This is a genomic window from Solidesulfovibrio magneticus RS-1 (assembly GCF_000010665.1).
GTDB classification, from domain to species: Bacteria; Desulfobacterota; Desulfovibrionia; order Desulfovibrionales; family Desulfovibrionaceae; genus Solidesulfovibrio; species Solidesulfovibrio magneticus.
The window spans coordinates 4730871-4752254 of the sequence record NC_012796.1; the positions used below are offsets into that span (position 1 = coordinate 4730871).

Below are 21384 nucleotides of genomic sequence, written 5' to 3' on the forward strand. Positions count from 1 at the left end.
CCGAAGCTCCGTACAACTCTCAGTACACACAGCACTATTCACTATAAATAGTGAATCCAAGAAGTGGATGAAACCGCCATCCATTCACACTTTCAGGAAGCGTAACAACGCCGAAACGACGTGCGCAGGATTCCAACTCCATCTCCAAATCTTCAGCCAACTCCCGTAGCGCCTGCATGTAGTCGGTCTCTCCCCACGGACTGATGCGTACGCCGTGACATGAATCGTCTGGCACACGTCGATTTCTTGTCTCGGTGGCAACATCGAGATTTCGGCCATCACTCTGAGGCAATATCCACTGCAAAGTGTAATTATTTGCTTCGTCGTCTGGCTTGAGCCAAACATCAACCTCTTTTCTGGTCGTTCTCCGGAAAGGAAAAGCCCGCTGTAAAATTCCGCTAAGCATGCCCTTCGAGACATCCCAACAGGAATATGCACCAATTGATTTTTCATCTTGTTTGAGCATAAGCCTGCACAGCCTGTAATGCTCTAGGTCCACCAAACTATGGCACTGTGATAATTTTACGCGCATGACAATTCGCGGCTGCGCGTCAATGATTTCGTATTCCTCTCTGACCAGGAGGTCGGCCAAATTGTGACTCTTAAGCTTCATCTCCGGCGTGTCCACCTCGAATCCAGGCCGACAAAATGCAGCTTTCCCCGGCTGCTTCAAGGCCCGCACATTCGTGTGTAACAGGGCGACATTGGGGTGCTCCCAGGGGGTGTCACGGTGACGCCTAATACGACCGGCAAGTTGGATGATGGAACGCATGGAGGAGGGCTCCACAATGGCCCAATCGTAGTCGTGGTCGCGCCCGACCTCGGCGACAGGGGAAGCAAGGACTATGAATAGCTGATCTTGCTCAGGATTTCCGTCGATGCATCGGCGTATATCCGGCTGGTCGAATACTGCCTGGGGATCTTTTCTGTCGAGAATACGATCCAACCGCTGCTCAATTACTGACCTCAGAAGCAAGGGGAATTGTGAATGATAGACGCATAGATGGATACGTACGCCTTCTGGCGCTCCGATGGCGAACAGCTTAAGAGCGACTTCATAGAGAGATTTAATATTAGCCATGCGAACGAGACCAAAACTGATTCGCTTACGACTGTATATATCTGTGTTATTGTTATCGTTGTGGATAAAAATGGCATGCTTTAAAATTGTAACTGTGAATTGCTGGAAAATGTCATGACCATTACACTGTAATTGTACTATGCTTCCATGCCGCAACACAAGAGCCTTTTTAAGTTTTTCCAAGCGTTTTTCCACAAACTTTTCATGACACTCCTGGAATTCTGTATCAACCACACAATCTTTTGCCGAACAATGAAATTCATCAACCCACATACAGCACACTGGGAGATTTCGGCCTGGAGCCGCCCCACGATTTCGTTGGAAAATCAGACGCCCTTGCTTGTATGCAATAAACATTCCCAAAACGAGTGCAGGAGGAAGAGTGGCCGAAGAAATCAGAATACGGCTACCCAACAACCCCGCCCAGTAGACCAAGCGTGTTACGGCGTGCAGATCTTCAATGCCGTAGTCATCCAGTTCATCTAGGACCAAATCGCCGCTAAGCAACCGCAGCATAGGCGCTATTTGATGGCCACCGCGCAGACTTTCCGTAGCAGGAACAAGATGGTCGATAGTACAGACTAGTAGGGGCGCAAGGAGCAGGGCACGGACACGCGAGTCTTCCAATAAGTGGCTCATTCCGCTCAGCGCATCCAGATCACCGCCATATCGTACATAGCTGTTTTCAGGCATGATGGGACTGGAGGATTCGCTCCCATTTATTTCGGCCTCCTGCTGATAGTGGTCGAAAAGCTCCCTACTGGCGGCAGCTCCCACACGAATAGCGACCTCGTCCTCCCCAAGGTCTAATAATTTCCGAAACTCCCGCCCTGTCTGCAACGTCAGGGTGCGCAGCCCGAGGGCAAAAGCACAACGCATTCCTCGGGATTCGTCCGAAATGTTGTGCATGATCCGACCATTTCCAAGTGTTTTTCCGCAACCTGTAGAAGCCATATTAACGATAAAAGCACCTTGCTCCGCACTACGGAGGCGTATGGATGTAGCTATGTCCCCAGCCTTGTCTTGCCATTGATATTTCTGTATGGTTGTTCGTTTGCGAAACAACTTATGCAACGCAAGTCGCGGCAGTTCATCCGCCACACGCGGCAGCATTTTAACCGCCCGATGGCCTAACCGCTCCACACCCAGAAGATGCTCCTCCAGAAGCTGGTCTAACTGGCCTGCTTTAGTGTTAGCATATAGAGAGGATCTAATTTTCTTTTTGACTACGCTATAACGTCGGGAAAATCCATGGTCTGCAAGCATCAAGCACATCCGAGAAAGATGCATTATGTAGGGATCCATAAGGCATGCGTCGAGTTCCCCTTTGGGAAGACTCAAAGCCCTTTCCGCGATGTCTGCGGCGCGCTTACGCCATGACTCCCATTGATGGGGCAACCCTTTAGGAAAAGCCCAATATGGGCCTGTCTTATCAGAACTAGGCAATGGGTCGGGAAGGATCTCATTCCATCCGCAATCTATCCAGTCCGGTATATTGTTAAGTAGACGTTTTCCCACGGCTTTCGTCTTGTCCCCATCCTCTAGTTTGACCGGTAACCGGTGGTGGGAGACAATGAGCCACCCCACAGCCTTGGCGAAGGGCGGTAGATCTTCAAATGGCAAGAACTCGGGACATTTTATGCTTGAATCGAGGGCAGCTCCCAATGGGTCATCCACGCTGGGCAGTGTCGCAAGCCTCTTCAGCCACTGCTCGTCGCTCTCATTACCGACAAATGCGGAAAGAAGACAAAGCGAAACCCACTCATGCCGGAAGAGATTGCGCTCCTTACGAGGAGCGCTAAGACGGTTTTGAAAATCTACATTAGCTTTGCCGAAATCATGAAAAAGGGCGGCAAGACCGACCAATGTATCGACGATCGACAGGCTGTGCCAAGTGTTCTCGTCATCGGTGCGGAGAAGGTCGCGTTCCGTCGTGTTGGTTGGAACAGCACCGACCGGATTGAATCTATCGGGATTGCCAACGATCCACAAAAGTTTTGTACGGCTGTCCTTCTTCAGCCAATGGCAAGCCACTGAGGTGTTCTTTCTGGCGGTCTTACGCAATAGCCTGTAGAGTGTCTCCAGGCCATCCTTGGTTATAGATGTTTGCCAAGTTCCTTCGCCGCGCCTTTCTGCAAATTGATCGATAATTCGCCTAGTTTCAGCAACAGCTCGACCTGAGCACTGGGAAACAAGAAGAATATTCATGTATTTTTTGCGCTTATGCTTCCAGAGATCTTTTTAAGTGAATCAATTATATAGTCAAGTGCTTCAGATTGCATAATATTTTCAATGCACGTTTGGCGAAATTCCTGCTCCGTGTCGCCCTTCATAGACGACAAAAAAGCCTGCGGCAGTATGAGCGCGTCCTTGATCAGGTCCGCAGCGTCGAAAACTAGCCCGCCACGGCGGGTCTTGCCATGAAGAACGGACAAACCGTGAGGAAGCCCGAGAACCCATGTGGCAGTTGCTCCCAGTCCATAGGCTAGATAATTTCCATGGTCGAGGAAACGGTTTGCTGGGTCTATTCCCGCTCCGCGTTTAACGCGACTAAACTCTCCATATCCAGTGGCCAGGGCGGCAAATTTGTAAAGCGCTTTTGTCAGGCGGCCTTCTTCTGTCAGCAGCACGTCCACATCGGGTGCAGCCTGGACGCGCCTTTCGGATTGCTCGGCAGTAGCAAGTAGATCATCGAGTGGAATGTCGAACCCAGTCTTGGCAACGGCACGCCGTGTCCATTCTTTGCAAAGATACTTTAGCCGAAGTACTTGCAGCTTTTGCGCAGCTTGAAGTCGCATATTATCATTAAGCCAGAGCTTGACCCACGACTGTAGGTACTGGGTCGGGCGATACTCACTTTGTGGAGAAAACCAAGCTACTTCGATGTCGAATTCATTGGCGCTGTACAATGGCGTACCGCCAGTTCCGCAAAAACCGACCAAAACTCCAGATTTAGCCAATTCGCGCATAGCGGCTTGCGTTACAGAAGTTCCGCTACCAAGCAGAACAGTGGTTGTATTTGCTATTGGTATGTTCCAGTACATGGAACGTTTTCCCTGTTCTGTTACGTATTCAACTCTTCCGCCGTTGACAAGTACACGGCAGTGCTCAAGATAGTAGATATTTGCCCGTTTGGAATGAAGGATTGTTTTGAGGTCGGAAGAGGAAAATGGTTTTGTGGATTTTGAGGCGCTCATAGGATTTCCGCTCACAGCACACACCAGTTTCTTTTTCATATTGGATTTCAGATTTGGAAAGCAAAAACCTGAAGTAGCAAGGACTCAATCTCGTCCCCGCTAACCCTTTTAGCTAACATATTGATAGATCTTCCGTCTCCGATGGTCCTCGTCACGTGTCTAAGACGAATGGGATATCCAGTGTCACACCAAAAAGAAGGACCAACATCAACCAACCAGACAAACGACAAAATAGTCATTTGAGCTTATTAACAGCACATACTTCTCGACTGATAGGTTCTAGCTGAACGTCTTAAATGCACATCTTTAGCCTGAAAAGATTCACAGCACTCTCTTACAAATTTACAACCTTCCGGAACCCAAGCCAAGCAAAAACGCACGACACAACAGAACCCCCGCGAACATCGCGCACCTTGATTTTGCAAAAAAATTATCACAACCCTCAGTTAATACTCTCCTCTTCAAAATCATGCCCTGACAAGTCACACATCAGGCCCTCCCATCCATAGACCATGCCACTGTCTTTGCACTTCGGACATTGCCAATAGATCACTTTCCCAGTTATCCCCTGCACCTTCTCTTCCGTCATAGTTCTCAAAGGACTTTTGCACGGCTTACGCCCAGGACGTTTTCTACATATCGGCAAAGGGAAATTTTCCATTCCGGCTTCAAATGCAGTCTCATAAGTGATCAGTTCCTTTAGAAACTCGACCTTATTCTTTAACTGGGGGACACCCGGTTCTTCATTTTCATCAAGCCAATGCCGTATATCCACGACTAAATACCCTGACATACTAACTGCTCCACTGTTAGCTAATACTTCTTCGCCCGACCCTGGTACTTTCTTTTACTGTCGTATATCTTATACTCGCCACCATCCCGACTTTCTTTTACGCGTCCCTCATAATGCCCTTTTGAATCATAGATCTTATCGTCTTTTATGCGTCCCTGGTAGTATCCCTTGCTATCGTAAATCTTGACTGTCTCACCATCTCGACTTTCCTTCAGGCGTCCTTCATACTGACCACGAGAATCATACATCTTCCCGTTATTTACTCGGCCTTGGTATCGGCCTCTCTCATCATAAATCTTGTAGTTATCTTTGTCGCCATTGCCGCGAGCCCATGCTGCTTCACCATACAGGGCACAAAGCAAGACGACAAAAAACACCACAAATTTCATCAACCATTTGATATGCATAGAAATCCTAAAAACTTGCGCCCCCCCCACGTTAAGCACTCATCTCGTCACCTTCTGCACAACAAGCTACAAACATCCCGTGGGGTAAAATGCCAAAAAAAACGACCAAAATGCTGTGCAGGGTGGGAAATCCAAAAATCAAACCCCGGGCTTTTTCGCACCCACCCTCAAAAATCAGGCCTCAAGTGGTAAACAAGCCCTTCTCGCCCTGCCCTATCATCAAGCCCCACTCCTTTTCAGAATGGGGCTCTTCCAACTCAGTTGACCATCCCCAGGATCATCCCGCCGACCCGCTGCAGCCGATAGCCACTCTCTGCCGTCAGCCGAGGATACTGGGCCGCCTTGGTGTAGGCGTTAATCACATGAAACATGGTCTCGCCCTGCTCCTGCGGCCATGCCCATTCAACGGCCTCAACTTCGGGCTTTCCCAATTGAAACTGGCGGTTGAATGACTTCATGGTCGCAATCGGCTCCCGCACTTCCGACTCCAGGGAGAACTGGAGCCTTTGCTTCTCATCCAACAGCTTGGCACCGACATCGCCAATGGCCGTGGGGAACTCATCCAGAATCCGCGTCGAGATGTGGCGATACGAAGCCTCGACCTCTGTCTTCGAAATGAGTCCGTTGGTGCACACCAGCCGCAACAGGAACGCCGAAATGGATAAAGCCGCCAATCCGATCTCGGAATTGCCAATGGAAATCCCGGGCCTTACGCGATCGTTTCCATTAACAGCAAATTCCTGCCCTTGGTCAAGGATGGAGAGCGACATGAACTCGTGATCCAGGTGGCATTGCACCTCAAGCTCCTCACCAAAGCCCATCTCGGCGAGTTTGTGCAAAACCGTCATGTTATCCACAGGGACGTAGCGAGGGGTGAACACGGCCCGGACATCATCGCCGTCGAACCGAAGGTACAGATCCTCATTGCGTTCCCTAGCCAGCCAATGGTTCAGGTTCTGCGCTTGCAAATCGGGTGGGCACTTCTTCAGATATTGCAGCGGCACCCCCAACCGATACGACAACGAGCGCTGGGCCATGTGCCGCAACTCATGCACCTCCGTGCCGATTCGAATCGATTCCAAGTCGTTGAATTCAATATGGCGCACCGGTACAATCTGGTCATGGCAGTTTACGGACATCCGTTCCACCTTCTCCATCACCTTCCCCAGGGTCGTCAGCTTGCCCTTCACGACCGCACCTCCTGGCTGCTCGACGGCACGACACCATGCCCATGAACCTCCACCACCGGCTCGCAGGGGAGCATGGAATTGGCCGCCGACGCTTCGATGTTGAAAATGGCCACGGCCACCGGCATCGAAATGGTCGGGTACAGCGACTCGACTTCCCGGATTACCAGTTCCTTTGTCGAACCGAACGGACTCTTGGCGCTTCGTTCACCGGTCAGCAGCAACAAGCCGACATCGATTTTCCCCAGGTCGTACCCGAGCTGCAGCCGAACGAGCCCTTCAAGGATGTACTCATAGGCGTGGAAGTTGGCCTCGATAGCGATCCGCTGGAGACAGCCCTTGTACTGATATCGGCGGCCTTCGATGATGGGCAGGTTCCCGTTGTCACGCCAGCCGCAATCTTCCAGGCTGCTCTTGAGCCGACGCCCTTTGAACGGTGACTCAGGAAGCCAATCATCGACGTACCCCAGGGTATCTTTAACGATATTGGTCATCCCCTTTTCCTCGATGACCATCTTGGAATCTCTGAAATGGAGCAATTCATAAGACATAGAAACCTCCATCATGGGCTTGGGATCTGTTTTATGGGATCAAGGCCAGCCAGGTCGCCGGTCATCTCATCGATGAAGATGGACCTCTTGGCGGGCTGCCCCAGGTAGTTGTGCGAGTAGGTCACGTAGAGCCGATCCATGGCGCGGGATAAGGCGACGAAGCAGATCCTTCTCTCTTCCTCCAAGTCGCCGCGCTTGGTGGGCATGATGCCTTCGACCAACCCGACCACGAACACCACGGGAAATTCGAGTCCCTTGGCCTTGTGAATGGTCATGAGCTTCACGCCGCTGGGATCACGGCTACAGGTTTCGTCTTCCACCGTAGCCACATAGGTCAGGAACTCACTGATGGACGCGTACCGGGCCGCCGACTGCAGCAGCTGGTTCAGGTTGAGCACGGCCTGATTGTCAGGAGAGGGAATATCCTTGTCAGTGACGAACCGGTCGTAATCCAACCGCTGGCGCAGCTTCGCCAACACCTCGGCCGGCCCCATCTCCCCTTCGTTTTGAATGAATGATTCCATAAGCCGCACGAACTCATGGACATTCCTCCTGATGTAGGGGCTGTCGAAGTCCATGGTGCGAAGGGCTTGATACAGGCTACAGGCAGATTCATTGGCCACCCCAGCCACCTGCTCCAAGAACTTCTTCCCCAGGTATCTGTTGGGAGCGTTGATGATCCGTTGCAAAGCTTCATCTCCGGCCACCGAATCGGGATCTTCAATAAACCGAAGATATTCGAGCAGAATTCTGACCTCACGGCGCTCGTAGAAGCTCATGCCGTTGTCGATGTAGAAGGGAATGCCAGCTCTCACAAAGACATTTTGCAATATCTCCGACTGGAAGTTGGCGCGGTAAAGCACCGCCATATCGCTATACGCCGTCCCATCAGACAGACTCAGGTGCTTGATCTCATTGGCGACCAGGCACGCTTCCTCTTCCTCGTTGAAGGTGTCGATGACAAACAGGTCATGGTTGCCGCCTGGCTTGTGTGCGATAAGCTCCTTGGGGATCTTTCGCTGGTTATGATCGATGAGCTTCTGACACGCGGCCAGGATCGCCGGGGTGGAGCGGTAATTGACGTTGAGCACGATCTCCTGAGCCGAGGGGAATATCTGCTTGAACCGGAGAATGTTCCCGATACTGGCTCCGTTGAACGCGTAGATGCTCTGCCAATCGTCGCCGCAAGCCCAAAACGAGCCTCGGCCGGAATCTTCGATGAGCGCCTGGAGCACGGCCAACTGCGCCGGATTCGTATCCTGGTACTCGTCAACGAGGATGTGGGGGTAGACGTCATGGTATTTTTCAGCGCCGCCCTCATAGGCCAGAAACCGATACGCCTGAAGGAGCAGGTCATCGAAATCGTAGAGATACCGGATGGCCTTTTGCTCCTCATACTCCTTGAACACCATGGCCGTCTTCTGCTTCGACTGGTCTTCACCGTAGAGGTCAATGAACTCTTCAGGGCTGATCAGGTTGCTCTTGGCCAAACTGATATCTTGCAACACCCCGCCAATAGCCAAGTCTTTGACCCCCAGCGAACGCATAATCGTAGCCACCAGGTTCATCTGCTCGGATCCTGAGACGATATTGAAGTATCGGCCTTCGGATTTAAGCAGCCGCAGACAAAACGAATGGATGGTATACAAGTTGACACGGCTGGCTTCACCATGGAGAACCAACTCCAATCGTTCCCGCATCTGCTCGGCAGCCTGACGGGTGTAGGTCAGCCCCAGAATGTTCTCCGGGGCGATCCCATGGTCATTGACAAGCCGGCCAATTCGCTCCGTCATCGTCTTGGTCTTTCCGGAACCAGGGACAGCGACAACCAATGCGATCCCGGTATGAAACTGCGCCGCCTCCAACTGTTTGGCGTTAAGGGACATGATCCCTCCTTGTTCAATTTGCGAACCAATCCCGACAGCACTGCTGATACGAACAGCCCTTGCACTTCCAGGACGTGTCATTGGGGATGAACACCCCTTGCATGATGCCCCGGTAGACGGCCTGAATCTTCTTCATGGCTCGAAGCTCATCTTCTTCAGTTCTGACGGTGTAATACTGCTCGAACTTGGGCTTCTTGGTTTTGACGAGACAATCGAATCGCAGCATGATCTCCCGGTCACCATACCCATTGGCTTTGGCGGCCATGCCGTAGATGGTCAGCTGCAGGCTCTTGTCGATGTCGTCGGAGGAGTAGGAGCGACTGGAGGTCTTGTGATCGACGATGACGATATTGCCGCCGGCATCTTCTTCGACCATGTCCATGACGCCGACGATGGGAATCGGCACTCCTTCGATCTGAAACGAAAAGGCCTTCTCCAAGCCGATGACTTTGAGCCCGGTTTCGGGAAACTGGGTGACATAGGTAGCGAGCAGGGATTTCCCTTCAAGCAGCGTCGAATCGAAATCCTTGCCCTCCTTGAATTGGATCTTGCCGGCCTGCTGCTCAAAGGCTTCCGTGTAGCATTTCTCGAAAGCAGCGGTCACATCCATGACGGAGAGCCTTGTTCCAATAGACCGCTCATGGTGGTAGAGCTCGATGATCTTGTGAATGGTTGTGCCGAATATAAGCGCTTCGGCAATAGCCTCAGGTTCGCGCTTGTCGATCTTGGCGAACTTGAACTGCAAACCGCAGTCGAGGTAGCTGTTGATTGACGATGCTGACAGATGCCCAATTTCAATCGGGTTCTCCATAGGAAATACTCCAGACAGGAACCGCTCAAAGGACGCACCAATCCCTTCAAGCGGTTCCCGCTCACTGAATAATGGACGTTGTGTACGAGGGAGTCGGCTAAGCCGATTGCTGCAACTGGCGGATGAACGCGGCGGCGTCTGAGGGAGTCAGGTAGTCAAGGGCTACGCCAAAGGCTTCGAGCGCCATGCCGTCGAGATCGGCTTCAACGATACCACGGCGTCTGGACAGGCTGGCAATGGCGCGCTTCTGGGCTTCGCTCATGCGAACAGCGGCATGATTCTCAACCTGGCTCCCGTTACCGGAACGAGGCGCGGAACCAACCTGAGGCTTGGCCTTGGCATCTCGTTCGTTGGGTCGCTGGAGAGGAGCCACCGGCTTCGGCTCTTCCTGTGCCGCGATCGGCTGACGATTGGCCGCTTCATGGACATGCCCACGAGATTGCCCGCCTGACGCGTCGGAGACTTCATCACGGGCTTTGCGCTGCGGCGAAGGCTTGCGGCCAACAGCGGGCCGATTTGGGGCAGCGCCAATGGCACCTTCCGTGTCGCCCAGTTCCTCAAGCGCCGTCATGCCGATATTGTTCATGTCACGAAGCACTCGGGCCTTGGCGCGGGTACTGGCCATGCGGATGATGTGAGCGGCGATGGCGCGGTTGGTGTTCGACGGATTGGCATCACCGACGTCAACGAACACCTCACCGGCCCTGGAAACGGCGACAGCCTTGCAAACCGCTTCCATCCCGTTTTCCTTAGTGGGATATTGAACGAGTTCGACTTCCAGTTTGGCGAGCCCACGCTGATGCCCGAGGTCGAGAAGCCCCGAGTACAGGACGAAGTCTTTGCCATGCAGATTGGCAATGAACCGATCATCAAGCTTGGGCTTTCGCTTTTCCAGGACATCGATGGTCTGCATATCCTCAGAGTTGGCTCCCAGCACGGCCAGAATGTGCTTGCACTTGAAGTCGGGATTACCTTTGCTGTTCCTGGTGAAATCGGCACAAGGGCAGAAGACTTCCCCGTTGACATGGACCTTGTAAGCGATCTTGCCTTCTTCACTTTGCACGAAGTAGACGCCGTCACCGACATTGAAAACGGGAAGCTGCTCAGCCTTGACAGCTCTGCGATGGAGTTCAGGATCGGTCATGGGGTTGCTCCTTCTTGTTTTTGGAAGCGACTTTGTCAACGATGACCTTTACAACTTCGACGACAATGGACAGCAGCATCTGCTTGGTATCCTGAATCATACTGTTCCTTTGGCTAGAAGGGGACATCTTCAGGGTTCTGACCATTTTCGAAGCCACGACCATCAGTCTTGATGAACTCGATGTTGTTAGCAATGAGCTTGAACGCTGAACGAGTTTCTCCGGACTTGGATTCCCATTTGTCTTGATCAAGGGTTCCGTGAATGGCTATCTTAGCTCCCTTGTGCAGATAGGCCTGAGCAATCTCGGCCAACTTGTTGAAGCAGGTGACCTTGATCCAAGCCGTTTTCTTCTTGGTCGCTTTGAAAGCGATGTTGAACGAAGCGATAGGCGTCCCTTCCGACGAGTAGCTTGATTCAGGATCTGCTCCAAGGTTGCCTGTCAGAACACAGACATTCATGTTGACCTCCCTTTTTTGGAAAAGTAATATCACAATATTCAATATATATAGTAGTTTACCGAGGCAGCAGTCACAAAATCTTACCCTCTTACGATAAAGTACAATTATTTCAACAGGGTAAGAAAGTAAGAAAGTAATATCCAAAAAACAACAGTTCCAAATTTAGCAGTTTTTTATAAAAAATAGGCCAGATGTAAAAAAACACAAAAATAAAAAAACATATGATATAAAATATTACTTTCTTACTTTTGTGATTTTACTATCTATCAACATGATTTTATTGTACTTTCTGGGTAAGATTTTGGGTAAGATCGGGTAAGAAATTTGGCCAAAATATTACTTTTGCCTGGTTATACAAAAAAATAGGCTACAGCTTCTCCTGATTGTGATCACTGTGAAAAGCTGTAGCCAATAGACTTGGTTCAGGATTCAATGATTTGCTGCATCTGCTTTAGAGAGAATGTGTAGCACTCTGCTGGATTGTCATTAATTTTTACGGAGTACGTCTTCTTTTCATTCTTCTTTGTGATAATCCATCCACGTTCATGCCAGATATTTACAACAGCATGAAACTCGAAGCACTTTTGAATGCATTCTTTTAAAGCTTTTGAGGTAAAGCTTATACTGTCACTCCCCGAATCCCATCTTCCATAGCATTTACTAATGATTTGCTTGTTATTTTTATCAAAAAAATTACTTTTATTTTCAATGGCAAACGAATGAAGATATTTGAACGCTTCTTTGCCAACATCTGATTCTTCAGAGCCATCGACGACAGACGGCCAAAGACTTTCAACTATCTTCCCTGGTTCAAGAAAACTTAACTCTGGCATAGCCTTTTGCATGAGAAAGCCAGCCATAACAATACTGGCAAGGTACTTTGAAATTCGACCAGCAGCATTATTTCGGCCAGCTTTGTTAGACAAGTAATCAGCAAATTGAAAATATCTTTGCCTCCAATCTTCCCAAGCACTCCTTTCTGTGACAAGATATCTTATATATCTATCAGCAGCATGACCATAATTAGCACAAGCAATCCCTTTGAGCTTATCTACGAACTGCCTGTTGTTAGTTCTTCCAAATGGGCTACCCCAGCAACTAACGCAGCGCGCTGCAGCTCCTCCATGACCTTCTGCATACATTGTGATCTTTTGCTCGCCATTGGACATCAATACCGTTTTCCAACTTTTCTTACGCTGAATACCAGTTGGCGCACCTCTACCCTTCCCTTTACCACCAGCTATTTCATAGATGATGCTGCTTATATTTGAACTATCCTGAATTATCCCGTTACCTTTCAGAGCTTGCTTAGTGTCATCTAAGAAAAGCGGGATCGATCTAAAAACACTCGCAGCGGTACCTGACCAAGCTTTCGTATTATTCCAAGTATGAACAACAGAAGCATCATGGTTCTTATCAGGATCTCCCCACGCTGAAGCTGCCAACATCATCGTGATAGACTTACCTGAAGAAGTTTGATGAGCTAGATCATATATGAAGTTATCAGCACCTATGATGTCAAGAATAGGAGGGACAAAACTTCCAAAGATATAACTTACAACCAAAGGATACTCTTCAACAAGACGAACCATATTTATCCACTCAGAGTAACTTCCACTTGCTTTTATACCTTCTACCATCTGAGAAGTTCCATCATGAAGATCCTTGAATCGCAAGTATGATCCCTCCGGAAGTTGCCCAACACATACATTACCAAGAAGAAATACATTAGATCCAGAATCCCAACCGAGGCTAGAAGTGACGCTATACCTTGGAATGACTTTTTCATTGACACTCAAAAAGATGCTTATATACTCGACAAGATAACGCGAAGATAGAGAAGTCACATTAACGCCATACATCGACAATAAAGTTATCTTAGAAGCATTAGCTACGGTTTCTCTTTCAACCTTGATCGACTTCCAAACTCCGCATTCTAAAAATGTCAACTCTATAGCCTGGGTAGAGTTATCGATATCAACATAAACTGCACTTATATAGACAACATTGCGCGAAGCTGAGATCGCAACCTGCTGACGCTGTTTTCCACGTCCAATCAATTCATATCTAACGACTCCATTTAACATACTCAATGAGTACTCATCTGGAATAGCATACTGCCCAAGTTCAGGTCGTTCTATGAGCAGGTCTGCTTCTATAGGATTATGATCGTTGACAACCGTTGGCTTTGAATATGGTTTATAATTATTTCGACATCTTTGTATTTCTGACTGTATCCATTCAAGCTGACCGCTTCCTTTCTCCTTAGCTTTATCTCCAATTTTGAAGTTTAACAAAATATAAGTCACTTCATCGTCATTGAACCCAGCAGAGATAAGCTTCATTATGACTTTCGCAATTATTTCAGACCGGCTACCTAGATCGGCCCCATTGACTATATAGCCATGATACTCTTCGCCTACCATTTGGATAAGCTTATTCAAATATTCGACATTATAACAATCGCCTGGACTAACGTACATCAAATCACTTAAATCATAGTTTGATTTATCCATTAACAACCAATCAGGAGCTTCAGCAACTTCTACGTCATTAATTATCCTATAAATTTCATTCGTCTCTGGATGAATAGAAAAAGGTGCGACGACCTGACCGCCAACACCTCGAACATCGAAAATTGAAACCTTTTTAAACAATGGGTGCTTTACTGGAAAACTATTGACCTCTTTATTTTCAGGATATAAATAATACCGGTGTTCCCCTTTGGCAGTTTTAACAGTAAATGTATCTCTTACTTCAAAATTATTACTAGCAACAAATCTAGAAAACAAAACTTGGTTATCAATATCCAAAACAATGACGCCACTACTAGGACCAGTAACGATACCTGCGTTGCAATTCAAAAAGTCTGTATGATTAAATTGCCTTTTTTCATAAGAATACTTTGCCCATCCGCTTTCTATCGGAACCTTCCCTTTAAGCTGTATAAAATTGAAACGCTGAGCCATTCTTATCAACCATTCGATCCTCTCGGCATTATCTAACGAATAGTTAGACTTCATATCCAAATTTTCGTTATTCATTTCCAGCCTCGCCTATGCTATTGACGTTTTCCAGATAAAACTTGACCGCCGTTCTCACCATGTCAGAAATTGAGACTCCTTTTAATTTGCTCAAAACTCTAATTTTTCTATATGCAGCCTTAGAAAAACAAACTGACGTTCTTACGGGCCATTGAGTCTGTTTCATTTCACAACCTCCAAGAATTTAATTTACATATGTTTGTCCAAATTTAACGACATCATTGACTTAATCGCAAAACTCATAGACGAGATCCATGCCAATTGAATTTAACAACACCCAAAGGATTCATGGATAAAGGGCACTCCAAACAATTGCCAGGAGTGCCCTATACGAAAGCCTACAAACAACAAGTCAGAAGCTATTACTTCAAACTGATCATCCCATTCTCAGCATCAATGGATAACTCTGCTTGAAAATCACCTTTAACATCAAGCGCAGAGGAAAAACTCGCACAAGCTAATTTATGATCGTTTATATCTGAAGCTTCTCCCTTCCGGTACTCCAAAGAGTCATCCAAGACTTTCTTCGGTGGGCATAAACCTTGTTCCTGCCACTGCAGACATCCTCTGACTAACGAAGCTAAAATGCCAGACTTTTCAGACAAGAGCTTTTCTTTTAAATGATTATCACGCTTACGTTCAGAATCACAGGAAGGGTTATCTACAAACTTCACGTTAAGTTTCAGCAACTGAATCCGACTCCAAAGAGCATAGTCTTTAGAATCGGCCTTAGGCTTTTTATTTGTCAAAAGAAACAATTGATGCGTAGGCTTAAACGAGACGAGATCTCCGAACAAATGCCGACCCTTAAGCGTATCATTACCTGTCAGTCTTTTAACAATAGCTGGATTAAGATTTTCAGAATCATCAATTTCACTGGCCCAGGCAATACGACGACCACGTAAATCCATAATATCTGGACTCGGGTCACTGCTATTTCTTGGCTTTTTCAATTTAAGCAACAGATCATGACTAAATGGCTCTGCCAAACTCCCAAGCACTTCAGACAGCACTTCGAAGAGAGTTCCCTTACCATTACGACCTTCACCATAAAAAATAGGCAAAATGTGTTCAGTACACATCCCTGTCAATGAATACCCAAGGAGCCTCAGAACATAATCAACCATTTCTTTATCGTTATCAAACATACTCATAAGAAATTTATTCCAAATCGGAGCCTTACACGAAAGACCTTTCCATTCGACAGGAGCAAATGATTTCAAGTAGTCTTTAGGGTCAGACTTAATTGACTTGCCAGTTTTTAAGTCAATGACTTTGTTTTGACAGCAAAGAACCATAGGTTTATTATCCCATTCGTCTCCTCGGATAGCTAAAGAATTTTCTCCACTTCCAGCTATCGTCAAAATAGATCTCATCCGTTTCATGGTGTTAATGGAGCTAATTCTAAAATCCAATTTTTTCAGATGAGCATCAACTGCCTTGACACCGTGAGAATTTTCAAATGCCATTTCTTTAAAAGCTTTGGCCCTAAAAATACTCTTAATATCTTCATACGCGTCAACAACTTTCGAGACAGCTTCTAAGTAAGAATTTTTAACATCAATCTCCCAGTGCGTATTGTTGTATTTATACCATTTTTTATCTGAGCAATCGTAGCAAAATTTATTTTTATTGGCTTCAACATAAAAACCAGCATCGCCAACTTCATTTTTCTGTAGCAACTTATCAATATCTAAAAAATCAGAACCATTTTTCGTCATTTTTGGATTTTTCTTGTTTGCTTTTACCGAAGAAGCCAAAATAGCCTTATTACTCACGTTATTTTTCTTATCTGTCATAACAGGCTCCAGACTAATTTAAAAATAGCATTGTTTATTTGACAGAAATTACGACGCCAATAAATAATAACGATATTTGCACTTAATTTTCTGATTTTTAACCTCGTGGCCTTAGAAGTAAGTGATTTTTGTACAAGTTTTTCGACGTCTTTTTCAAATATAAATCTACTTCACTTTTTAGACCATTAGACACAAAAGCTGAACAGTGCTCATTTTCTATACGATTCTTTATCCAATCTGACTTAGTCACAAACCATAAAGGATTTGCCGAGCTCAATGATCGATTCATCACTTAAACCTCCATGCTTTTATTTACATATATTTGTCCAAACTCATTGATAGCTAAATCCATTTTGCAAACGCTAGCTTCCAGCCTCGCACGCGCGGTGGACTTCCGTTACAACCGCAATTCGTAACATATTGATTTTTCTAGATGTTACGAAGTTGCGGTGTAACAGACCACGCACAACACATCCCCTGACTCAAGCAGCTACTTCCTCGTACGCAGAAAATTCAGACAAGCCGCAAACAGCACTTGAATACCCATGATAGCCAATGGTATAAAAACTGATGCAGCTGCTACGACTGAAACAGGAAAAGCCCTGGGCGATCCTCAAGGTATCTCGGCGGCAATATGAAATGAAACGCCCTTGGAAACGAGCTGGGCTATCCCGTTCAAGCTTCGAAGAATTGCTGCTGAGTCTGCCCGATGGTTTCGTTGATCACTGTCATCGGGATGCAGATGCGGAGAAACTGGCGAACGCCATTTTCGGCATGGAGACGGAGTAATTGATGGGATGGGTTTATCTCATGGGCGGGATGGTCATCGTCGGCGCTCTGGCCTTGCTCTTCGCGCTCAACGTCAAACGTGGAGAGGGCACGCCTATGCACGGCTTCTTTGACTTCGAACGTTACAAAACGAACGAGCTGACCAAGCGCCAAGCATCGAAGCATCCTGATCATAAACAAGGCAACTGAAAATTTTTCTTTTATTAACTGTTGCCTATTGGACGATTTCTCGATAGATGAGCAGCATTCAATTCACCAAAGAGGATCACATGGAAGAATATCTGCAGAGCGCACTTGAGATCGTAAAGGCCCAAGCCAGCGCCAGGCCCATGACGGAAGACGAGATTATCAGCATGGTTCGTTCCATTGCCAATGGGATCGCTGCCATCAATGCTGGTCAGGAGTCATCCAAAACCGAAGATTCTGCTGCGCCGGCCATGGACCCGAAAAAGGCTATCAAGGAAGCGTCCATTACCTGCCTGGAATGTGGCAAGTCGTTCAAGGTCATCACCAAGAAGCATCTCGCCGTCCATGGATTGACGCCTGAGGAGTATAAGGCGAAGCACGGCTATAAAAAGACCCAGGCTCTCGCCTGCAAGTCCTTGGCCCGTGAGCGCCGCGCCAAGATGAAAGACATGAAGCTTTGGGAACGGAAAGGGAACAAGGCCGAATAGATTTTCGCTCGATGCCGCCCGCCTGATGTGATGCGGCTTCCCCCTCAGCCCCAGCGCGCCTCCCCGTGCTGGGGCTTTTTTCGGATCAACAGACTAGAAGCAAAACCAATCCGGCAGCTCGTCCGCACTGTCATCGGATTCTTCTTCAGGGGAGCAGCTACTTTCCGTAAGATCAGGCAATTTGCCCCCCGGCGTCACGTGCAGGGGAGCTTCACCTTGCTGGGGCAGATCATCTTCAAGCCCAAAGGTAGCAAAGGGAAGCGCATAGCGTTTAAGCATTTCATTGAATTTATTCATTTTTCTTTCTCCTCCAATTTTTATCAAGTTCCAACGTTCCCAACACATTCCCAACAGCAGCAACCAAAATTAACTCATTATTTCAAAGTGTTATGTGCTTTGTTGTGAGCGTTACGACTGTTGGCACCCCCAAAAGCCTTCTTCCGCTTTTGCCATGGCAATGCCCCAAAAACTCTTTCAGATCTGGCATCGGCATCGAATCTTCTAGGCTATGCCCCCTTTTTTGCTCCCAACAGGCCAATCAGTCCCAACATGCAATTAACATCCTGTTTTTAAAACACATTTCAAAGGGGACCTGTTAGAACAGGCTTCCAACAGGTCCCTACAGCCACCGGATTACTCTTGATCGCCCAGGCCCAAGATCGACTCGAACGTTGCCAGAGGCACAACGTACAACCCAACCAAGCTGCCGTTAACCCGGGTATTCACCTGGAGGCCTTTGCTCGATGATTGCTTGAGCCAGCCCCGATCGCTCCAGGTCTTTGTCATCGTCGCGACTTCGCTAACCCCCAGGATGTTGCCCAACGCCTTGCCTGTGAATCCGATATACGGGGCCTTACCCGTCTCCCAGCGGCCAGCCCAACCTTGATGCGGCTCTAAATGTCGTTCGTTGGAGTCCCCCCTGTGCTGTTCCCAGAACTTTGTTGGGTTCGAAACGGCCCATTCCCAGACGGTCTTGAGCGCTTCCTTTGCCCGATCAGCTTGCTGTGCACCTTGATTGACTGCAACGAGCAGCCCTTTCAAAACCTCACGCATCGGCTTCGCGATCTGCAGCTCAGGAATGGCCGCGTGCACGAGTGGGATAACCACCGACAAGAAAGCGATGCTCTTGCTCAACCGCTTCGATGGGCTATTTCCCTCCGTTGTTGTGGTCCAGAATTGGATGCTCTCCCGGTATGCTTCCTTCCACAAGGGCCACTCGTCGCGGTGATCAAGGATGAACTGAACGACCCGTGGACCAGCATGTCCATGATTCTCTGCCACGACCTGCTCCAACTCGTTGACGAGTGCGCTGTTATCCCCGTCACCGAAAGGGGCACCCCATAAGCTCAACGCCCGTGCCGCTACGCCCCCGTGGCTCGAAGCGATATCGGTGATGCTCTGCTCACCGCTGGTAATAAGGATTGTTGAGTAGGTAGGGGACTGCTGGGTTCCCTTGATGGATCCGCGTCCTTTCGCGCGCCCCGCCCCGAAACTGTAAACGAAAGCGGCAACCGTTTCCGGGGAACTCGCCGTTTTCGTATCGTCGAGAATCAGCGGGATGCCGTTCAGCAGACTCGCCCGCCGTTCCATGAAGACTGGTGTAGCGGCCCAATTCAGAATGATGCTGGTGGAACTGCCGTCTATAGGATCACCCCATGCTGCTGCAGCCAAACGTTCCGAGGTGGTTTTGCCCTTGGATGTTTCACCAGCGAGGTCCAGGACGAAATTAGCCGCATCCAGGACCTGGAGGAACGGTGCAGCCAAACTCGCCATCACGACGATGAAGACGGGATCGAACTGGCTGACCTTGTTGACCATGGCCACCCAGTTCTCGAGGTTCCCCTTGCTTACGAGCCCTTCTGCAAATTGGCGGTCACCGTCATCGCGGGCTACAAACGTGACATCAGTGGCACCGACGACGTCATTGGGAACCAGTTGTTTTGCTCCCCATAAAAACGAATCTTGAGCTTGCCAGCCAAGCTGGCCGCTACATGACTGAACTTGGATCGCTTTTAAGTTTGCGACTTCATAGGCGTACAGATAATCTATGACGTCTCGAGCATTGGAGCTTGTAACGAGAAGCCCCTTGTCAGCGAGGCCCAGCAAATCTTTGGAGTCTGCTATGGTTCTTTTCGGTACTTGATGATGCTCCCAACATCCGTCCCGCAACCAAGCGACTTCGACAATTTCGTTCTTGGTCACGATGTCCTTCATCCTTAAACTTACAACAAGCGGCACCGGCATCAGCAAATCGTACTGTTTTTCACGAATCTCGAACACTCCGTCTACACCGAGTGCGTATCTCGGAGGGACGACCGCATCACCCTGAACTGGAGCATCGAGCAGAACATCGAGGACGCGCTTGCTGCATTGTATAGGGACCTCACTTCCGTTGCCATTAGCACCTTTCTTGCTCCCTTTGGGATACCGGGTCAGAACGCCTGCGATGATCGAATCGACTTCTTCCAGGGGAAGAGGCGGCTGGCACTCCGTGATATTCCTCTCATGCACAACTCCACGGATGTCGTCATCCGCATATCCCTTCGCTTGGAGCGAGCAGGCAAAGCAAAACAGCGTGTTGTTACGCGCGCGTTCAGGGATGAAGCCCGGCAGCGTCGTGGTCGGTTCCATCCGCATCAACTTGGCCTGGGCTTTCCCGGTATTATCCACCGGCCGCTCCAGCTGATGGGCTGCGATCAGCGCGTCAAGGTTGGCCTCGTCAGAACGGACGATGGAATTGAGCGCCGCTACCTGATCCGCGAAGACATCCTGATAGTCGGTGGCTGGATCCAGCAACAAGGTATGCCCCTTCTCGCTGGCCTCCCCCTGAAACGGTAACGCGATCAGATTCCCCAACCCTTTATCATCCAGCGTGTCCTGCTTCGGAAAAAAGCAGTCAAATGATTCGCCGCTGTTTTTCCCGCCCAACGCGCCTGACGCCTGGAGGACCCACCCCACCACGACTCGTGCCTTCCAAGCTGGGACCGGTGAGGAAAAGAAAACGTACACATGATACCCGGTTCCCGAGGTGGAGCGAAGGACGTAGGGTGTCAAACCCGCGCCCAACAACTGTCCAGCGTAGCTCATGACATCCTTATATGGGTCGCTGGTCCCCGCGTGGTTGTCGAAATCGGCTGCGATAAACCAGCACCGACTATCCTTAAGAAGCGGGTAGATGCCGATGATGAGGTCGCCCTTAATGTGCTGCTGAACAATTTCGGGCGTATATCCGTGAAACTGCTGCGCTTCACATGTGATGCAAGATTGCCGTTTCCCGCCTATTCTCGGGCAGGCACCTTCCTTGAAAGAGTTCTGGCAATATGGGTACCAAGCAAGCTTGCCATCTGGCTTCTTTTTTGCGCTTTTTTTGGCGATGACATCTTCACGGCCACGAAAGTTGTTATACACAGCTTGATGCAATATAGAGATATCCATAAGTTTGCTCACCTTACATGTCGTTGAAGTCAATTTTGAAGAACGGTATTCGGTTTTATTTGACGGACACATCGTCATGTTTTTTTGCCGACAAGTGCAGAAGAAAAGGCCGCCGATTTACGCAAGCG

At 48.7% G+C, this 21384-nt stretch carries 17 protein-coding genes; 3 read left to right on the top strand and 14 right to left on the bottom strand.

The genetic code is table 11. From position 1 onward, the window contains the following. Positions 1-34: 34 nt before the first annotated feature. The 12 genes from cas3f to DMR_RS23960 form a co-directional block, all read right to left on the bottom strand. Complete coding sequence (cas3f, locus tag DMR_RS19670) at positions 35-3289, bottom strand: type I-F CRISPR-associated helicase Cas3f (RefSeq protein WP_015862800.1); 3255 nt, start codon at positions 3287-3289, stop codon at positions 35-37. After that, positions 3286-4317, bottom strand: coding sequence for a type I-F CRISPR-associated endonuclease Cas1f (gene cas1f / locus DMR_RS19675; RefSeq protein ID WP_015862801.1), 1032 nt, complete (start codon positions 4315-4317; stop codon positions 3286-3288). The genes cas3f and cas1f overlap by 4 nt, the downstream gene beginning before the upstream one ends. Positions 4318-4720: 403 nt before the next feature. Continuing rightward, the gene (locus tag DMR_RS23950) at positions 4721-5071 is read right to left on the bottom strand and encodes a hypothetical protein (RefSeq protein ID WP_081429658.1); all 351 of its coding nucleotides are present in this window, start codon (positions 5069-5071) and stop codon (positions 4721-4723) included. A 20-nt stretch (positions 5072-5091) separates the two neighbouring features. Then, entirely contained in the window at positions 5092-5478 is a 387-nt protein-coding gene (locus tag DMR_RS19680) for a hypothetical protein (RefSeq protein WP_052279037.1), read from the bottom strand. Between the two features lie 257 nt (positions 5479-5735). Further along, the gene (locus DMR_RS19685) at positions 5736-6668 is read right to left on the bottom strand and encodes a DUF932 domain-containing protein (RefSeq protein ID WP_015862804.1); all 933 of its coding nucleotides are present in this window, start codon (positions 6666-6668) and stop codon (positions 5736-5738) included. Further along, positions 6665-7216 carry a hypothetical protein gene (locus DMR_RS19690; RefSeq protein WP_015862805.1) on the bottom strand — a complete coding sequence of 184 codons (552 nt, stop codon included), beginning with the start codon at positions 7214-7216 and terminating at the stop codon, positions 6665-6667. Before DMR_RS19690 ends, DMR_RS19685 begins: the two co-directional genes overlap by 4 nt. Before the next feature lie 11 nt (positions 7217-7227). Further along, the gene (locus tag DMR_RS19695) at positions 7228-9102 is read right to left on the bottom strand and encodes an ATP-dependent helicase (RefSeq protein ID WP_015862806.1); all 1875 of its coding nucleotides are present in this window, start codon (positions 9100-9102) and stop codon (positions 7228-7230) included. A gap of 13 nt (positions 9103-9115) precedes the next feature. After that, entirely contained in the window at positions 9116-9913 is a 798-nt protein-coding gene (locus DMR_RS19700) for a RecB family exonuclease (RefSeq protein ID WP_015862807.1), read from the bottom strand. A 97-nt stretch (positions 9914-10010) separates the two neighbouring features. Then, positions 10011-11057 carry a hypothetical protein gene (locus DMR_RS19705; RefSeq protein ID WP_015862808.1) on the bottom strand — a complete coding sequence of 349 codons (1047 nt, stop codon included), beginning with the start codon at positions 11055-11057 and terminating at the stop codon, positions 10011-10013. 113 nt (positions 11058-11170) lie between these two features. Beyond that, a complete protein-coding gene (locus tag DMR_RS19710; RefSeq protein WP_052279038.1) occupies positions 11171-11515 on the bottom strand; it encodes a single-stranded DNA-binding protein in 345 nt (114 codons plus the stop codon). Positions 11516-11937: 422 nt separating this feature from the next. Further along, complete coding sequence (locus DMR_RS23955; RefSeq protein WP_015862810.1) at positions 11938-14559, bottom strand: DUF927 domain-containing protein; 2622 nt, start codon at positions 14557-14559, stop codon at positions 11938-11940. A 362-nt stretch (positions 14560-14921) separates the two neighbouring features. Then, on the bottom strand, positions 14922-16358 hold the full coding sequence (locus DMR_RS23960) for a DNA primase family protein (RefSeq protein WP_015862812.1): 1437 nt from the start codon (positions 16356-16358) through the stop codon (positions 14922-14924). A 570-nt stretch (positions 16359-16928) separates the two neighbouring features. On the opposite strand from DMR_RS23960, the gene DMR_RS24795 reads away from it, so the two are divergent. From DMR_RS24795 to DMR_RS19725, 3 genes are all read left to right on the top strand, one after another. Then, the gene (locus tag DMR_RS24795) at positions 16929-17147 is read left to right on the top strand and encodes a hypothetical protein (protein WP_148208494.1); all 219 of its coding nucleotides are present in this window, start codon (positions 16929-16931) and stop codon (positions 17145-17147) included. Positions 17148-17150: 3 nt separating this feature from the next. Next, entirely contained in the window at positions 17151-17336 is a 186-nt protein-coding gene (locus DMR_RS19720) for a hypothetical protein (protein ID WP_043601204.1), read from the top strand. 80 nt (positions 17337-17416) lie between these two features. Beyond that, positions 17417-17821, top strand: coding sequence for a MucR family transcriptional regulator (locus DMR_RS19725; RefSeq protein ID WP_015862815.1), 405 nt, complete (start codon positions 17417-17419; stop codon positions 17819-17821). A gap of 93 nt (positions 17822-17914) precedes the next feature. On the opposite strand, the gene DMR_RS19730 is transcribed toward DMR_RS19725, so the two are convergent. Together DMR_RS19730 and DMR_RS19735 are read right to left on the bottom strand one after the other, a co-directional pair. After that, positions 17915-18118, bottom strand: a complete 204-nt coding sequence (locus DMR_RS19730; protein WP_043601207.1) for a hypothetical protein — start codon at positions 18116-18118, stop codon at positions 17915-17917. A 336-nt stretch (positions 18119-18454) separates the two neighbouring features. Next, on the bottom strand, positions 18455-21256 hold the full coding sequence (locus DMR_RS19735) for a TOTE conflict system archaeo-eukaryotic primase domain-containing protein (protein ID WP_043601210.1): 2802 nt from the start codon (positions 21254-21256) through the stop codon (positions 18455-18457). Positions 21257-21384: the final 128 nt, after the last annotated feature.

Bases quoted from the DNA above. Each gene is read 5' to 3' on its own strand.
- DMR_RS19735 (WP_043601210.1), bottom strand. From the start codon at position 21,256: ATGGATATCTCTATATTGCATCAAGCTGTGTATAACAACTTTCGTGGC.
- DMR_RS19680 (WP_052279037.1), bottom strand. From the start codon at position 5,478: ATGCATATCAAATGGTTGATGAAATTTGTGGTGTTTTTTGTCGTCTTG.
- cas1f (WP_015862801.1), bottom strand. From the start codon at position 4,317: ATGAAAAAGAAACTGGTGTGTGCTGTGAGCGGAAATCCTATGAGCGCC.
- DMR_RS19695 (WP_015862806.1), bottom strand. From the start codon at position 9,102: ATGTCCCTTAACGCCAAACAGTTGGAGGCGGCGCAGTTTCATACCGGG.
- DMR_RS23960 (WP_015862812.1), bottom strand. From the start codon at position 16,358: ATGACAGATAAGAAAAATAACGTGAGTAATAAGGCTATTTTGGCTTCT.
- DMR_RS19725 (WP_015862815.1), top strand. From the start codon at position 17,417: ATGGAAGAATATCTGCAGAGCGCACTTGAGATCGTAAAGGCCCAAGCC.
- DMR_RS19710 (WP_052279038.1), bottom strand. From the start codon at position 11,515: ATGAATGTCTGTGTTCTGACAGGCAACCTTGGAGCAGATCCTGAATCA.
- DMR_RS24795 (WP_148208494.1), top strand. From the start codon at position 16,929: ATGCAGCTGCTACGACTGAAACAGGAAAAGCCCTGGGCGATCCTCAAG.
- DMR_RS23955 (WP_015862810.1), bottom strand. From the start codon at position 14,559: ATGAATAACGAAAATTTGGATATGAAGTCTAACTATTCGTTAGATAAT.
- DMR_RS19700 (WP_015862807.1), bottom strand. From the start codon at position 9,913: ATGGAGAACCCGATTGAAATTGGGCATCTGTCAGCATCGTCAATCAAC.
- DMR_RS23950 (WP_081429658.1), bottom strand. From the start codon at position 5,071: ATGTCAGGGTATTTAGTCGTGGATATACGGCATTGGCTTGATGAAAAT.
- DMR_RS19720 (WP_043601204.1), top strand. From the start codon at position 17,151: ATGGGATGGGTTTATCTCATGGGCGGGATGGTCATCGTCGGCGCTCTG.
- cas3f (WP_015862800.1), bottom strand. From the start codon at position 3,289: ATGAATATTCTTCTTGTTTCCCAGTGCTCAGGTCGAGCTGTTGCTGAA.
- DMR_RS19730 (WP_043601207.1), bottom strand. From the start codon at position 18,118: ATGAATAAATTCAATGAAATGCTTAAACGCTATGCGCTTCCCTTTGCT.
- DMR_RS19705 (WP_015862808.1), bottom strand. From the start codon at position 11,057: ATGACCGATCCTGAACTCCATCGCAGAGCTGTCAAGGCTGAGCAGCTT.
- DMR_RS19690 (WP_015862805.1), bottom strand. From the start codon at position 7,216: ATGTCTTATGAATTGCTCCATTTCAGAGATTCCAAGATGGTCATCGAG.